Source organism: Halorubrum sp. GN12_10-3_MGM (assembly GCF_005435235.1).
Taxonomy (GTDB): domain Archaea; phylum Halobacteriota; class Halobacteria; order Halobacteriales; family Haloferacaceae; genus Halorubrum; species Halorubrum ezzemoulense.
The window spans coordinates 21,186-35,620 of the sequence record NZ_SGUB01000010.1 but is presented as its reverse complement, the minus strand read 5'-3'; the positions used below and the strand labels follow the sequence as shown (position 1 = coordinate 35,620).

The window sequence follows — 14,435 nt, the reverse complement described above, 5'->3', positions numbered from 1 at the left end:
TCAGAGAACTTCTCGAATAATCTGTTTCAGTGCTTCTCGTCCCGGTTTGCGAAGGATTCGTCGCCGAAGTTGGAGCGGCCTGAGATACGCTGTCAGTTTGTCCTTTGAGACGCCTCGATGCGGCGAGAGCCACCGTCGCGCCAGCGACGCGTGGCTCTCGCACGTGTTCACGTGCGCGTCTCCATCAACGTACTCGCCGTCACCGTGAATAACTGCTTCTCGGTGGAAGTTCTCGTCATTCTCAAGCGGATCGTAGGCCCGAAATCCGTCCGTATAGACGGTTAGCGACTCCTTCTTGTGGTTGTCGAGAAGGAGTCGCACCGTCGCTTCGTCGGCGGATTTCGCCGGGACGACGTACCGCTGACCGGTGCCGCGATCAACGAGCGTGAACACCGGGGGTTTGTCCGCTTCATACGTTCCTCGTCCGCGTTTCGAGAGGGCACGCGAGCGCGACTTTCGGTCGCGCTCGCGGCCTTTCTTCCCGGCAGAGACGTAGAACTCGTCGATCTCAACCGGGCCAACCAGAGAGATGTCTGGCGCGTCGAGCGTTCTGGCGAACTGCTCGACGCGCCAGCGGAGCGAGCGATACGAAACGTCAATTTCAGCGTCTAGCTGGCGGATACTCGTGTTGAACCGGAGGAACGAGTAGAACGCGAACAACAGCTTGTCGAGGCCGATCTTCGCGTGCGCGAAGATCGTGCCGGTCTTGTCGTTGAACGTGCGGTCGCAATCCTTACAGAGATACCGTTGGTACTCTCGATAGCTGCCGTGTTTGATCACCGATTCAGACCGGCAGCGCGGGCAACAGAGGCCCTCGCGCCAGCGAACCTGCTCCAGCAGGTTCGCGGCGCTCGCCTCTGAGCTCAGCAATTCAAATGGGAACATTGCGTTCGGGTGACGCGTTCGCGTCACCCTTGCCCGCTACGCTTTCACAGCGACAGCTCTACCTGACCAACAATCTGCTTCCGAAGAGCGTACACGAACGCGAATCCGCAGGACGATGCGGGGAACCCCACGGGATTCGTGGTCGGAGAGACATACGACCCCGACAACTTCGATGCCCCGATATACGCCTCCTATGAGTATGTAGACACTGAGTCGGGAGAGCGAACCACGGATTTCACTCAGCTAGTGGAACCGTTCACCGTCCTAGAGGCGACGGACTCCGATGGTAACGCGGTGGATAATGTCTCTCCCGAGCCGAATATCAACCAAACTTCGGACGTGAGCAAGTTAGAGGAGGAGTTAGCGCAGATCCGAGAGGAGAAGAGGAGACTCCAAGAGGAAGCGCAAGAATCGACCCCGGGAGGAGCCGGCGCCGGTTTCTTTGGCGGCGGTCCGAACACGGGAGTGATCGCCGCGGTTCTCGGTGGCGGCGGCGTCGTGTACGCGCTCTTCACGCAGGGGGACTCCTAGCATGGTGAACCCGCTTGCGCCGTACCTGTCGATCATCAGTTTCGCCGTCGAGCCGATTCTCAAGCTCGGGTTCGCGATCGTCGCGATCGGGATCGTCATGGTCGCGCTCGGCTATGACCCGGTCGGCCTCGCGGTGAACTGGATCGAGATGACGATTCGGTCGTTCATTCCGGGGGTCTGACCGTGGGCCGTATCCTGATTCTTTGTGTTGCGGTGAGCCTCGCGGCTTGTGTTGCGGTCGGCGGCGCCGCCGCGCAGAGCAACGGAAGCGGACCGGGACTCGAAACGAACGCGTCCGTCGATGTCGGCGAGCCCGAGACGTACGCCCAGGAGATCGACGCCGACACCCGGCTCGTCGAGTGGCAGTACGACCGCGACCGCGGCGGGTTCAGACTGCTCTTCGAGACGGACGAGTCGACGCGGATCACGCTCACCGAGGCGGTCCAGTTCGGCGAGGGCTCCGGCTCGGGCCGAATCTACCAGCACCGGCTCCCGCAGGGGCAGACGGAGGTGTTCGTCTCGGTGCCGCTCCGCGCCGGGCAGGCGGCCGTGACCATGACCACGCCGGGCAGCATCGCGAACAACCGGTTCGCGTACGTCTCGACGGGACAGACAACGCCGGACCGACCGCCGATCAGCTACGAGCGGGCCCAGATCCTTATCCTCCTGTCGGGCGTCGGCGGCGCCGGACTCACGTTCCGCGTCGTCAAGAAGCGCCGCGAGGACGAAGAGAAATCCGTCGAGAGGGTGCTATGAATCCGGTCGATGCGGCGCGCGAGCGACCGATCCTCGCCGGCGGGCTTGTGTTGCTGTTCGTCGCCGGCGCCGAGACCGGTCGGTATCCGTACCCGTGGGAGATCGACGGCGCCGGTGTCGTCGTGACCGCCGCGGTCGCGATCGCTATCGGCGGGTACGTCGCCGGCGGCTACGTGGTCGACCTGCTTCCCGAGGAGGAAGGGATCTATCTCGTCGCGTTCGAGGCGAACGACGACACCGGCGGGGAGGTGTGGGAGCTCTCCGAAGACCAGTTCGCGGACATGGACATCCACGCCGGGAGCCTCTTCGAGTGGCCCGTCGCGAAGCGCGTCTACGAATGCCGCGAGTACCGGCCTGAGGACAACGTCGCCGTCGCCAACTGGCGTGAGTCCGTCGCGGGCTCCGAACTCGCGGGCAACGTCCAGGTGGTCGACGCGCTCGAAGCCGTTTCCGAACTCCGCGAGGAGTTCGAGCCGGACGCACAGGAAGCCCGGCGTCTCAAGCGTCGGCTCCGATCGATCGCGCGGAAGCTCGACAAGCGTCGGCTCAAGGACCAAGAGGCGATTTTGGACCCGACGCTCACCCCGTCGTTCGACGACGAGGGCGCGACCGTCTCGGCGATTCTCGACGAGGAACTACCGGACGATCTGAAACCACAGAGCATGAAGGGAGACGACATCGACACCGAGCGGAACGGCCACGGAGACACGATCGGCTTCGAGCTGCTCGACGAGACCGAGGCGCTGGAGGTGGATGATGAGCGATAAGACCGGCGCGTACGCGGCGGCCGAGCTCGCGAGCGCGCTCCGGGGCGAGGAGCCCGGCGAGCACGTCCGCGGGTACGCCGGACTCGTCGACGACCGGCGGACGCTCGCGGTCCTCAACTACTACGACGGTCTGCTCGACGAGCCGATCGAGGAGACGCGGATCGGTCGGCTCATCATATCTAACGCCGCGACCGAGACGATCGACGAGGCGGTCCGACACGGCTCGGTCTCGCAGATGAAGAGCGCGACCGGCCTCACCGGACAGGAGCGCGAAGGCGGCGACTTGTACCGCGACGCCGCCGGCGAGCTCGCGCACGAGGGTGCCATCGGACTCGTGTTCGGAGCGCCCGGCTCGGGCAAGACCGCGACCACGCTCGACGTGGCGATGTCGTGGAAGATCCGGACCGGCGGTGCGCTCATCGGAAACACGTCGTGGGACGGCTTCGACCGTGTCGTGCGCTCCGACCGTGAGATGCTCGAAGCGATGGCGGAGATCGAGGGGCCGGTGCTGGCGGTCCTCGACGAGATCGCGCAGGAGCTCTCCGGGTTCGGCTCGGGCAACAAGGCGGCCGAGCAGTTCTCGGACTCGCTGCTGTTCATCCGTAAGAAGGAGTCCAAACACGGGCCGAATCCGAAGCGCGGGAGCGTCCTGCTCGTCGGGCATACGCGCACGAAAACGGCGAAGTCGATCCGCCGGGTCGCGTCGCTCGCGATCGAGAAGCCCTCGCGGTCCGACCCCGGTCGCGCTCGCCTCTTGGAGAGCGAGGGCGGCAAGGACGACTGGGAAGAGGGGAGCGACTACAAGGGCCTGACCGATACGGCGGCGAACTATCCGGAACACGAGCCGAGCGAGTTCGCGATCGAGCTCGTCGACGAGGACGACGAGAGCGAGGGCGTCGACGCCGACTCGGTCCGGCGCGAGGAAGCGATCAGCAAGGCGATCCGCGCGGTGGAAAATCACGGGATGACGTACGCCGACGCGGGCGATCTCGTCGGCTACTCCGCGGCGTGGGTCTCCGACCGGATGGCTGAATACAGGAACGGTGAGTACGGCGAGGTAGTGAACGATGCCGCCGCGTGAATCGATAGACGCGGCGGGGATTCGCTCGTTCATTCACCCGCCCGCCCCGGCGCATACCTCTGTTTATACGCGTGCGATCGCGGCGGGGGGTCCGAATCCGCGGGGGGCCGCGCGGCCGGGGTTCGGTCGAAATTCGTTCGTCGACGGCGATCGTCGCAGCGACCAACCGCAACCCAAACGAGGATCGTCGTGAGCTACGACCCGGCGATCGTCGGTCGGTACGGGAAGCTCGTCGAGTTGTGGGCGACCGACCGCTACCCGCTCACGCTCGACTATCCGGTCGTTGACGGGCTCAAGTTCGACGCGACCGACGAGGACGGCCGCCCGTGGGACGTGAAGGGGTCGATGGTGAACGGCGTTCGACCGACGTTCAAGTTCTGGGAGGACCAGCACGAGACGCTCGGGGACGCTGACGGCGGGTACGCGCTCGTATGGTATCGGGCTGAGGGGCGGGAGATTACGGTGGTGTCGTCACGGACGGTCCGCGCTCGGGACTTAGAGATCATGAACTGGACGAATCCGGGAGAAACGCATTACCGTAGTCACTCACACGAGGCCCAGATCTCTGCTGGGCATCTTCGGTCTTAAGCACAAATCCAGATTAGCTAACCAAGCGTCATTGTTACCCGATCTGTGATCCGAACTCCAAATCCTCCTCAAAAAACTCGGGTAATGATCCGACTTGCCACAGCACAGCAACGAATACCGCATCCATATCCTCCCGTATAGTGCGTTCAATCGCAGTACCTCTGAATGTACGGGTGTACTGCGCGGCGAGACCAAATGTAAATATGAGCGCGAAGCCGAGCACATTCTCCTCAAGAATATCAATATGTTCCAGTTCTCTCTGTGGCGTTTTAATCGAAGTGGGGTGCGCACCGAAGTCGCTAAGTCGTCCGATTAGGGTATCTAGCGACTCATATTCGTCTGTGAGTGTACCGAGGAGATGTCGTCGAAGCCCGTCCACGTAATCTGAGAATGGGAGAGAGTCAAACGGATCGTACTCGTTCTCCTTGATCTCCAATCGCGCATCCTGGAACTTCTGTTTTGTCTTCTCCTGTTTCCGATTCATTTCTCTAACCACAAGGTACAATTCAAGCAGTACACGGATCCGAGAGTATGCCGTGCTATAGTGGTGGTATTTCACGGCGTGGTATACTGAAAAGAGCGCTCTGATCCCTCTCCGAAGATAGAACAATTGCATTTTGTGTTCATCGCCGATGACATCGCCGTGTAGGTGTCGTAGGGCGGTGTCAGTGTCGTGGAGGTTCTGTGTGGCGGTGAGAAGTACCCGAGCGTGTTCGCCGTGCGGGTGGTTTGTTTCAGAGTAGTCTTCGGCGACTTCCTCATGAAGAGCTTCAATGAATTCAAAATCGTACTTGCTCCACATATATGATGTGTCTAATATATCCTCCGTCCTAGTATAAGGGTAAGTGGCTCTGTTGAAATCTTCAACAGATGGTACATCCCGGGCTCTCGTGTTCAGTATAGGGGACTCATGAATCGCTCAGTACAGATGTGAGTCATTTGCTAGACAGAAGGGCACAAGAAATTGATGATAAATATTATATTTACAAATAGATGTATTATACCTACTAATGAGCACTTCCATACCGGATCCTCCGCCAGGATATCAAGAGCCAGATGAGTATGAAGAGGCAGGAACTCTCAAGAGAACATTCCTTACATCTACGGGTGTTGCTAACCTACTCCTCACAGTCGTACTATTTGTGGGAGTGGTTCGATTAATTCCGATTGACGCGGAGTTGGTCGCGGGTGTCATAGGCTCGATGAGCGGAAATTCAGCATTATCTGCTATTGTACTGGTGTTTGGTGGGTTCAGCATCATCGCATTTGGAACGGTGATCCTCCACGAGCATGTACATAAAGCCGTAATGAAGTACTTCGGGTACTCAGCTGAGATCAACTATGGAGTCCCAATCTCATACGCACTAATCGAGGAACAGATGATAGAGCGTAATCATAACCTAATCAGTCTCATATCACCGCTAATGGTTATCTCTTCAGTTTCACTTGGTGCTAGTTATCTGATTCCAAATCAACTCTTCACCGTCCTATTTGCTGGTATTTTTGTGGTCAACACGGTGTCTGCGAGCGGCGATATTCAGGGGTTTATAACGCTGTTTCGACGGCCCAGCGGGACTGTCATTTATCATACCCACGAGAACGGTATACCTCGGTCTTTTATTTACGAACCAGAGTGATGTACAAGGTTCAATTGCTATGACCCAATGGCTCTGTCAAAACCCTGAAAAACTGGTGCGAGATACAGAAGATGAAGCCGGCACAAGGGCTTCGCTTATTTCGCGTCAAATCGGATGGATCACCCGTTAGTTGAACGTGCGTATCTGTTGACGTTTCGGGTTAGCAGCAGTTGTTTCCGTCAGGATTCCATTCACACGCATCGCCCGTTGTGAGATCTTCCTCATCGATGTGAGCGGAGAGACAGGCGTGGTTACAGAAGTACTCTGCTGACCCACAGTCATCAGTACAGTCACGGACACAGATGGGATCGTGGTCGAAGATACGTGACCCGCAGTACACACATACCTCGTCAACGTCGGGTGTTCTGATAGTTGTCGACATACGTGTACTAACGACTCTCGCAGTCAAAACGGTTCCCCAGTACCGATAGGTATGTCACCTGTATTGACCGATCCGAACAGTTCGTCTTCTGAAGAGCTTCTGTGCGAGATACGCGCCCTACATTCGGCAGAATGCTAAGAATATATCACCGTTTGCGACTTTCAACAGGGCTAAAATTTTCGAGCGCGCCATCGGCGCGCGGCCCATCTCGTTAAAACGGTGGTGGTACCTTAGCTGTGTGGCCTTAGCCACACCCCTAACCGCCAACCGACCCCCCGGTGTCGGTTCGGCGTCGACGAGCAGGTCGTCGAGACCGAGATCGCGCTTGTGTTGCGGTCGAGATCGTCGCGAACCTCCCGGTCGAGAGGGTTGATCGGGGCGAAAACAGCCGGGAAAAGAGGATCTGGATAGTGTTGCCACTCACGAGGGGCCGCGCTACCGGAGCGTCTGCCCCTTCCCCCACGCGCTCCGCACCGGCCGGATCTTCGGACCCGACGCGTCGCGGTAGTGCGACACCGCCTCTTTCAGGCGCTCCGGATCGCGACCCGCACCGACCCAGTACCGCTTGAGCCGCGTCACCAGCTCCGACCAGGACTCGTCGGCGAGGTTCCCCATCCGCACCCGGAGGTGCGCCTCGCGCTCGTCGATGTGGATCCCGTTTGCTTGGCAGAACGCGATCAGTTCGTCCGTCCGCTCGTCGAGCGACTCGCGCTCCGCGTTTTGGACCGCGTTCGCCGCGGCCCCCATTGCGTTCCGGACGCCCTCACGCGCCGCGTCGAGCGCCTCAACGACCTGCTCGGCGACGTGGTGCGACCGCAACGCCACCGAGCCCTGCTCGCGAACGACCATGTCCTCGATCCTTCGGAGACCACGCCGGACGCTGTCCGGGTGCCAGTCGTGTTCGTCCGCGATCTCCGCCGGCGACACGTCGCCGCCATCCGCGACGAGCGTCTTCAGCGAGTCCCACTCGACCGGCGAGAGCCCGTCCGCGAGCTGGCGCACGACCACGTTCCGCTGGTCGCTCTCGATGCGCTCTAAGTTCAGCGGGAGGACTCGAGAGCGGTCGACGGTCTCAGCCTCGAAGTACGTATCTTCGACGAACGTGCGACCGCCGCCCGGTCCGTCGTCGTCGAGCGGCTGCGTGGGAAGCCCCGCCTCGTTGAGGGTCGCGAGGATCGCCTCTTCGAGCTCGTCGGCGATCGCCGCGTGGTCGACCGGCCGGAGGGTCTCGTCCCACCGGTTCGACTGATACGACGCCTCGACCTTCGGGTGCGCGAGCGGGTGCTCGTCGGGGAGCGACTCGGCGTTTCGCGCGTAGTAGTGCTTGAACTCCTTCGGGATCCGGTGGTCGGGGAACGCCTCGCGGATCCGCTTCGGCCCGAGCGTCACCGTGTGGTAGTACCCGGCCCGTTCGGTGTCGTCCTGAACGACCTTCCGGTACCCGGAGCGGTCGCTTTCGAGCAGGTGACCCATCCGGGCTAGCGGGCCCTCGCGGGAGTGAATCGCGCCGGACACGTCCCGGTCGATCCGGACGTACCGCGCCGCGTCGATGACGACGCTGTACTCGTCGTTGCGGCTCTCGAAGTACATCGGATCGAGCGTCACCGCCCCTGCCGCGCGCTGGATGACCGTTTCCACCTCGTCGAACTCGACGTTCGACGCGTTCACCCGGACGTTCACCGCGTCGCCGAGATCCCACATCGGCCGCGCGACCGATTTCCCCTCGGTGGATTCGAGCCCGCGCCACCGCGGCTGAATCAGGGCCTTCACCTTCCGCTCGCCGACCTCGTCGTCGGCGACCGCGTTCAGCCGGAACTCCCGGAGCGTGTCGAAGTCGACGCGCGTCCCGTCCGGCGTCTCGCCCCCGTCGGGCGGCGCGAGCCCGGACTCCTGATAGGAGAGCGTCACGCGCCACTTCTCGCCGTCGAGCGTGAAGCTCCCGCGCCGGCTTCCGGTCGCGTCGACGAGCCGCGCGGAGCCGAACCATGCCCCGAGCCCGGAGTACACGTAGTTCGCCATGTACTCGTGCGGGGCCGTCTCGACGGCCTTCATCGCGAGCGCACCTCGCGACGCGGAACCACGATCGGGCGCTTCGACCCGTCGACGAACACCGCACCGAGCCGGACCCACGGCGCCCGGTCAGACTCGTCGGTCGGATCGTCGACGTCGACGATCGCGGCTTCGGGCGCGATCGCGAGGACGTACCGACACGCGTCGCAGGTGTATCCGCGGGCGTTGATCGCGTCACCGTCGACACGCGTCGGGTTCTGGTTCGCGAGCCGGAGCGTCGCGACCGCCGGCGCCCCGAGCGTCTCGGTCACCTCCTCCTGACACCGCGGACACGCGGCGTACTTCTCGCTCCCTTCCCAGCGCGCCGCGGGCCGCCGGAGTCCGTAGGCTGCGGAACTCACGGCTCCACCTCGCTCGGGTGGAAGATCCGTGACCACGCGACCTGCGAACACTCCGGGCGGTCGTCTCCGCCGGAGCGCCACCCGGTGATCGCGTCGTTGACGACCGTCGCGGGCACGACCTTCATCGCGACCGGGTCGCGGCCGGGTCGCGGTTCGCACACCGCGAAGAGGTAGCTCCCGCCGGCGTCGCGGAGCTGCTCGTGCTGCTCACGCCGGAGGTAGAACCGCCCCCGGCGACCGCTTGCGAGCCGCGGGATCGCGCTTTTGATCTCGACGAGCGAGCCGACTTCGAGCAGGCAGATCCCGACGAACGGGAGCGACCCCGACGGCACGATGAGCGTCGCGGCGCGGGCGTCGACGTGTTCGGTCTCGTCGTCGGGGACGTACGCGAGCCCATCGACTGCTTCGAGGACCGCCGCCTCGGCGTTCTCTCCCGCTCGCTTCGACGAGACGGGACCGCTCGCACGGCTCACGCGAACACCACCACCAGATTCACCGCGGCGACGGCAGCGCCGATCGTCGCGATCCCGAACCCGACCCACGTCGGGGCGTCGACCGCGTCGGCGGCCGTCGGCCACGCACCGCAACACAAGCCGACGACCGCGAGCATCGCGACCGCCGCGGGCAGCTCACCGAGCGCGAGCAACTCGCGGACGATCGGGTTCGCTTCGGCGTTTGGACCGACTGCTCGGGCCGCGAGGATCGTCGTCGTCGCGTCGAGCACGCCGTGCGACGTGAAGATCGCAGCGACCTCGCCGCCGCGATCGCTCACCGAAACCACCTCAGTTTCGCGAGGACGCGATCGCGGCGCGTCACCCGGAACGCCGGTTTTCGCACGTCGTCCCACCGGAGCGGGAGACGCGGACGGGCGTGGCGCCCGGTCGCGCACTCGTCGAGCTTCCATCCGACCCACAGCTCGCACTCGGGACAGTACCAGGGCGACTCCGACCGCGGTCGCTCTCGGCGGGAAGATGAATCGCTCACGCGGATCGCCCCCGTTCGGCGTCCCGCTCCCAGCGGAGTCGAGCGGCGTCGCGGACGTGCGACCGCGGACCCTGCGCCGGGTCGTAGAGCCGGCTCGCGCGGACGAACGGGCTCATCCCGACAGCCCTCCGTTCCACGGCTCGCCGGCGTTGCGAGCGGGACTCGTCTGCGGGTCCGGTGTGTCGACGTCTTTCCCAGCTGCGCTCCCCTCGCAGATTCGCACCCACGAGTCGCACTCGGGACAGCGGTGCGCGCGGTCGTCCTCGTCGCCGTGGACGCGACGAAAGTCCACGGGTACGTGGGCGTCGCAGCGAAGGCAGTTGCTCCGGCTACTGTGAGATCGGAGCAACATCACGCCGACACCACCTCGGCTAACGCGGATCGGGGGACGGTGGTGACTACCGGCTTAATTCTTGCCCGGACAAGACACGCCAGCGGTGCCTCTAGGGGTGTAGAAGACCGAAATTGGGTGGCTGGGGAGTCCCAGCCCACCAATTTACTCGGGCGGAGCCCGAGTTGAATTAAGGTGGGCCAACACGGATTTGAACCGTGGACCTCCCGGTTATCAGCCGAGCGCTCAACCTGACTGAGCTATTGGCCCAGGTGAGCGCATTCAGTCGTTGCGCGGGTAGGATTTTAAGGGTTTCCTTTCGAAGGCCGCCCCGCCGTGTGGCGGTTTCACGGGGGATCGCGACCCCGGCGCCGTCAGTCGCTTCCCTTCCGCTCCTCCTCTTCGACGGTGAAGTCCACGTCGACGACGTCGTCGTCCGTCGACGCGCCACCGGAGCCCGCGTTCCCTGCGACGCTCTCGTCGGCGTCCGTGCCGCTGCCGCCGTCGAACCCGTCGGGGTCGCTCCCGGGACCACCGGGGAAGCCGCCGCCCATCGAGAACCCGCCCTCACCGTCGCCCGGGAAGCCGCCGACGTAGACGTTCCCCGAGAAGAAGCCGTCCGTCTCGCGTTCGAGGTACGGGACGACGACGTACTTCTTCAGGGCCATTCGGATCGGAACCCGCGAGAGCGGGAGGGCAAGGAGGAACCCGACGGCGTCGGTGACGAGCCCCGGCGTGAGCAGGAACGCGCCCGCGGCGATGAGCAGCCCGCCGTCGAGCAGTTCGTCGGTCGGCGGCGAGCCCCGGGCCAGTTTGCGTTGGATGCGCGCGAGCGTCGCGCGTCCCTCGGCGCGCAGCAGGAGCATGCCGAGGACGGCCGTCAACACGACGAGCGCGACCGTGACGGCCCACCCGAGCCGCGTCGCGACCACGATCAGGAACAGCGCGTCCACGAGGGGGACGACGAGCAGCAGCGCGAGCAGCGTTCGCGGGCGCATACCCCCGCCTTCCCGCCGGGCACGCATAGCCCTTTTCGTCGCGGTCGCCCGCATCGCCGGTCGCGTCCACCGCGACCGCCACCGCTTTGCCCGCCCGGTCCGAGCCCGCGGTATGGACATCGTCGGCGCGCTCGGACGCGACCCGCCGGACCGCGAGTCGCTGCCGCGGTGGGTCGCGCCGCTCCCGAAACGGCTGGAGGACGTCGCCTTCCGGTTCGCGTGGGTCATCGTCGTCATCAACCTCGTCGGCACCGCGTTCGGCTTCTGGTACTACCGGTTCCAGTTCCGCGCCCTCCCGATGGAGATGTGGCTCTTCATCCCCGACAGCCCCGGCGCGACGCTGCTCATCGCGCTCGCGCTCGGCGCGTGGGCGCTCGGGCGGTCGAGCGACACCCTCGCCGCGCTCGCCTTCTTCGGCAACGTCAAGCTCGGGCTGTGGACCCCGTACGTCCTCGTCGTCTTCTGGCCGGAGTTCCTCGCGGTCAACGGCCCCGGGCTGTACGCGTTCCTGCTCGTGAGCCACCTCGCGATGGTCGTCCAGGCGTTCGTCCTCTACCGCATCACCGACTTCCCGCTCCGCGCGGTGGCGATCGCGACCGCGTGGTACACCGTCGACCTGCTGATGGACTACTTTGTCCCCGTGATCGGCGACGTGACACACACCGCGCTGCCGTACGCCGACGGCGAGCCGTGGTTCACGACGACCGTACTTCAGGTCGCGGCCGCCGGCGCGGTCGTACTTACCGTGATCCCGCTGTTCTGGACGCTCGGAACCCGTATCGCGACGCTCCGACGCCGCGCGGGCGACCTCGGGACGTAGCCAGTCCGACGCCACCTCCCGCTCACCGATTTAAGTGATCGGCCCGCTTCGACTGTGCTATGAGCCACTACGAGCGGATCGCCGACATGTCGGTGACGATCGAGTCCGTCGCCCGCCGGCGGTACGTCGCCGACACGACGAGCGGCTTCGAGCGGACGACGACGGAGTACCGGCTCTCCGGCGACGGCGTCGTGGGGCGCGGCGAGGACGTGACCTACGAGACCGCCGACCACGACGCGCTCGCCGGGACCGACCCGATCGACATCGAGGGCGAGTGGACGATCGACGCGCTCTCCGACCGACTCAACGAGATCGACCTCTTCCACGGAACGCCGCCCGAGAACGAGACCGCACGCAACTACCGGCGCTGGGCGGTCGAGAGCGCGGCGCTCGACCTGGCGCTCCGGCAACGCGAGGAGACGCTGGGCGACCGGCTCGGCGTCGACCCCGATTCGGTTCGGTTTGTCGTCTCCACTCGCCTCGGTGATCCCCCGTCGACCGACCGGGTCGAGGAACTGCTCGCGCGCAACGCCGACTTGGAGTTCAAGCTCGACCCCACCGCGGAGTGGCCGCAGTCGGCGTTCGAAACTCTCCGGAAAACCGACGCCGTGCGCGTCCTCGACCTCAAGGGGTGGTACGAGCGGACCGAGGTCGACGTCGAGCCCGACCCGGAGCTGTACCGCGACGTGTTCGCGGCGTTCCCGGCGGCGGTCGTGGAGGACCCCGCGTTCACGCCCGCGACCAGCGCGCTCGTCGAGCCGCAGGCTGACCGCCTCTCGTTCGACTACCCGGTCGACGGCGTCGAGAGTCTCGAATCGCTCCCCGTCGAGCCGGGGTGGTGTAATATCAAACCCTCGCGGTTCGGCACCCTCGAATCGCTGTTCGAGACGATCGCATACTGCGAGCGCGAGGGGATCCGGATGTACGGGGGCGGCCAGTTCGAACTCGCCAGCGGCCGCACCGCGATCCAGACGCTCGCCGCGCTCTGTTACTCGGGCGGGCCGAACGACGTGGCGCCGCGCGCGTACAACTATCCCGACGCCGAGCCGCCGTACCCGAAGAGCCCGCTCCGCCCGAGCGATGACGCGGTCGGCTTCGAGTTCTGAAGCGAGGGATTCGAGCCGGGCACTGACGCGGTAGTTTATAAACAAATTCGCGGTGGCGCGTGCCTGCGAGGCCGCTCCGCGGCCGAGCAGCACGCGCGAGGGAGTCGGTCGACCGGAGCGAAGCGGAGGGAGGCCGACGAGGCTGGAGAGGCGTGAGGTGCGGTTGCGGGGTGGGACTCAAATGGATAGTTGCGAGGGCGAAGGCGCGCGACGCGAGCACCGCAGGAGCGAGTGAAGCGAGCGACGAGGAGCGTGGTTCGAGAGAGCGAAGCTCTCACGTTATCACGAGACGCCTCCGGCGTCTCGAACGACAGCGAGCGCACCGAGCCCTCGCGACTGGGGCTTTGGAGCTGTTCACCGTCGATCGTTCGTCAGTCAGGTACAGCCGAGCGACTGGGGTCTGGAGGTGTTTTCCGCCGATCCACAGCTGGCCGATTGTACCAATTCGGCTGAAATCTCTGCGCAACCGACTCCACCGTCTCACACCGATACTTAAGAGACGAATTTCAGTAGGTCGTCGCGGTTGTGGTCGTGGAAGCGCGTTCGGAGACACTCCTCCAGCGCCTCGATGTCGCCGCGCTTCGCGCAGATCGGAGCCACGCGGTCGGACCACTGCTGCCACGGCGGGTAGAGGCCGAGCCGGTCGCAGATCGCGTCGAGCCGCTCGTCGAGGTCGTCGATCTTGTCGGTCTTGTTGACGGCGATGATCGGCTCGACTCCCACGTCTTCGAGGAACCCGAACATCTCCACGTCGTGCGGAATATTCCCCCGCTCGGCGTGACGGTCGATGATGTCGACCGCGGCCTTCCCGTCCATCACGACGACGCCGGCGAGAATGGAGTCCGCGTTGTCCTCTAGGTAGCGGACGATGTCGGTCTTGATCTGCTCGCGGTGCTCCTCCTCGACGCCGGACATGAAGCCGAAGCCGGGTAGGTCCGTGAACATGAAGCTCTCGCTGGCCCAGTCGAAGTGGTTCGGCTGGCGGGTGACGCCCGGTTTGCCGCCGGTCGAGAAGTCGTGGCCCGTCAGCTCGCGCATCAGCGTGGACTTGCCGACGTTCGAGCGCCCCACGAGGACGACCTCGGCGTCGCGGTCCGGCCGGTCTTCGAACATACGCGTACGTGGTCGGTAGAGCGGTTTAAAAGGCGCGTCGCGGCG

The 14,435-nt window shown here is 64.2% G+C and carries 19 protein-coding genes and 1 tRNA gene; 9 read left to right on the top strand and 11 right to left on the bottom strand.

All coding sequences use genetic code 11. From position 1 onward, the window contains the following. Positions 1-885, bottom strand: a complete 885-nt coding sequence (locus EXE47_RS09280) for an IS1595 family transposase (protein WP_137708222.1) — start codon at positions 883-885, stop codon at positions 1-3. 138 nt (positions 886-1,023) lie between these two features. Between EXE47_RS09280 and EXE47_RS09275 the strand changes: the two genes are divergently transcribed. The 6 genes from EXE47_RS09275 to EXE47_RS09250 all read left to right on the top strand — a co-directional run bounded on the left by EXE47_RS09275 (position 1,024) and on the right by EXE47_RS09250 (position 4,608). Then, positions 1,024-1,416: a hypothetical protein gene (locus tag EXE47_RS09275; RefSeq protein WP_137708221.1), complete on the top strand. Its 393-nt coding sequence runs from the start codon at positions 1,024-1,026 to the stop codon at positions 1,414-1,416. A gap of 1 nt (position 1,417) precedes the next feature. After that, complete coding sequence (locus EXE47_RS09270; protein WP_137708220.1) at positions 1,418-1,597, top strand: hypothetical protein; 180 nt, start codon at positions 1,418-1,420, stop codon at positions 1,595-1,597. 2 nt (positions 1,598-1,599) lie between these two features. Continuing rightward, a complete protein-coding gene (locus EXE47_RS09265) occupies positions 1,600-2,172 on the top strand; it encodes a hypothetical protein (RefSeq protein WP_241997570.1) in 573 nt (190 codons plus the stop codon). Then, positions 2,169-2,939, top strand: coding sequence for a hypothetical protein (locus EXE47_RS09260; protein WP_241997569.1), 771 nt, complete (start codon positions 2,169-2,171; stop codon positions 2,937-2,939). The genes EXE47_RS09265 and EXE47_RS09260 overlap by 4 nt, the downstream gene beginning before the upstream one ends. Next, the gene (locus EXE47_RS09255) at positions 2,929-4,020 is read left to right on the top strand and encodes a hypothetical protein (protein ID WP_137708219.1); all 1,092 of its coding nucleotides are present in this window, start codon (positions 2,929-2,931) and stop codon (positions 4,018-4,020) included. The genes EXE47_RS09260 and EXE47_RS09255 overlap by 11 nt, the downstream gene beginning before the upstream one ends. A gap of 189 nt (positions 4,021-4,209) precedes the next feature. Next, complete coding sequence (locus tag EXE47_RS09250) at positions 4,210-4,608, top strand: hypothetical protein (protein WP_137708218.1); 399 nt, start codon at positions 4,210-4,212, stop codon at positions 4,606-4,608. A gap of 34 nt (positions 4,609-4,642) precedes the next feature. Here EXE47_RS09250 and EXE47_RS09245 read toward each other — a convergent pair whose 3' ends face one another. Beyond that, positions 4,643-5,410 carry a hypothetical protein gene (locus EXE47_RS09245; protein WP_137708217.1) on the bottom strand — a complete coding sequence of 256 codons (768 nt, stop codon included), beginning with the start codon at positions 5,408-5,410 and terminating at the stop codon, positions 4,643-4,645. A gap of 208 nt (positions 5,411-5,618) precedes the next feature. Here EXE47_RS09245 and EXE47_RS09240 point away from each other — a divergent pair, with 208 nt between their 5' ends. Then, positions 5,619-6,245, top strand: a complete 627-nt coding sequence (locus EXE47_RS09240) for a DUF3267 domain-containing protein (protein ID WP_137708216.1) — start codon at positions 5,619-5,621, stop codon at positions 6,243-6,245. A 160-nt stretch (positions 6,246-6,405) separates the two neighbouring features. Here EXE47_RS09240 and EXE47_RS09235 read toward each other — a convergent pair whose 3' ends face one another. The 8 genes from EXE47_RS09235 to EXE47_RS09195 all read right to left on the bottom strand — a co-directional run bounded on the left by EXE47_RS09235 (position 6,406) and on the right by EXE47_RS09195 (position 11,351). Further along, positions 6,406-6,627 carry a hypothetical protein gene (locus EXE47_RS09235; RefSeq protein WP_137708215.1) on the bottom strand — a complete coding sequence of 74 codons (222 nt, stop codon included), beginning with the start codon at positions 6,625-6,627 and terminating at the stop codon, positions 6,406-6,408. Between the two features lie 435 nt (positions 6,628-7,062). After that, positions 7,063-8,679, bottom strand: coding sequence for a hypothetical protein (locus tag EXE47_RS09230; protein WP_137708214.1), 1,617 nt, complete (start codon positions 8,677-8,679; stop codon positions 7,063-7,065). After that, the gene (locus EXE47_RS09225) at positions 8,676-9,038 is read right to left on the bottom strand and encodes a hypothetical protein (RefSeq protein ID WP_137708213.1); all 363 of its coding nucleotides are present in this window, start codon (positions 9,036-9,038) and stop codon (positions 8,676-8,678) included. The genes EXE47_RS09230 and EXE47_RS09225 overlap by 4 nt, the downstream gene beginning before the upstream one ends. Then, positions 9,035-9,511 carry a hypothetical protein gene (locus tag EXE47_RS09220; RefSeq protein WP_137708212.1) on the bottom strand — a complete coding sequence of 159 codons (477 nt, stop codon included), beginning with the start codon at positions 9,509-9,511 and terminating at the stop codon, positions 9,035-9,037. Before EXE47_RS09220 ends, EXE47_RS09225 begins: the two co-directional genes overlap by 4 nt. Next, on the bottom strand, positions 9,508-9,810 hold the full coding sequence (locus EXE47_RS09215; protein ID WP_199237882.1) for a hypothetical protein: 303 nt from the start codon (positions 9,808-9,810) through the stop codon (positions 9,508-9,510). Before EXE47_RS09215 ends, EXE47_RS09220 begins: the two co-directional genes overlap by 4 nt. A 324-nt stretch (positions 9,811-10,134) precedes the next feature. After that, positions 10,135-10,374: a hypothetical protein gene (locus EXE47_RS09205; protein WP_137708209.1), complete on the bottom strand. Its 240-nt coding sequence runs from the start codon at positions 10,372-10,374 to the stop codon at positions 10,135-10,137. 175 nt (positions 10,375-10,549) lie between these two features. Further along, a tRNA-Ile gene (locus tag EXE47_RS09200) sits at positions 10,550-10,623 on the bottom strand. 104 nt (positions 10,624-10,727) lie between these two features. Then, a complete protein-coding gene (locus tag EXE47_RS09195; protein ID WP_094582827.1) occupies positions 10,728-11,351 on the bottom strand; it encodes an FxsA family protein in 624 nt (207 codons plus the stop codon). Positions 11,352-11,463: 112 nt separating this feature from the next. Between EXE47_RS09195 and EXE47_RS09190 the strand changes: the two genes are divergently transcribed. Together EXE47_RS09190 and EXE47_RS09185 are read left to right on the top strand one after the other, a co-directional pair. Beyond that, the gene (locus EXE47_RS09190; RefSeq protein WP_094552592.1) at positions 11,464-12,171 is read left to right on the top strand and encodes a DUF1405 domain-containing protein; all 708 of its coding nucleotides are present in this window, start codon (positions 11,464-11,466) and stop codon (positions 12,169-12,171) included. 59 nt (positions 12,172-12,230) lie between these two features. Further along, positions 12,231-13,277 carry a hypothetical protein gene (locus EXE47_RS09185; RefSeq protein ID WP_137708208.1) on the top strand — a complete coding sequence of 349 codons (1,047 nt, stop codon included), beginning with the start codon at positions 12,231-12,233 and terminating at the stop codon, positions 13,275-13,277. 492 nt (positions 13,278-13,769) lie between these two features. Here EXE47_RS09185 and engB read toward each other — a convergent pair whose 3' ends face one another. Next, positions 13,770-14,390 (bottom strand): GTP-binding protein EngB, encoded by a 621-nt coding sequence (gene engB / locus EXE47_RS09180; protein ID WP_049929379.1) that lies wholly within the window; start codon positions 14,388-14,390, stop codon positions 13,770-13,772. Between the last annotated feature and the right edge of the window lie 45 nt (positions 14,391-14,435).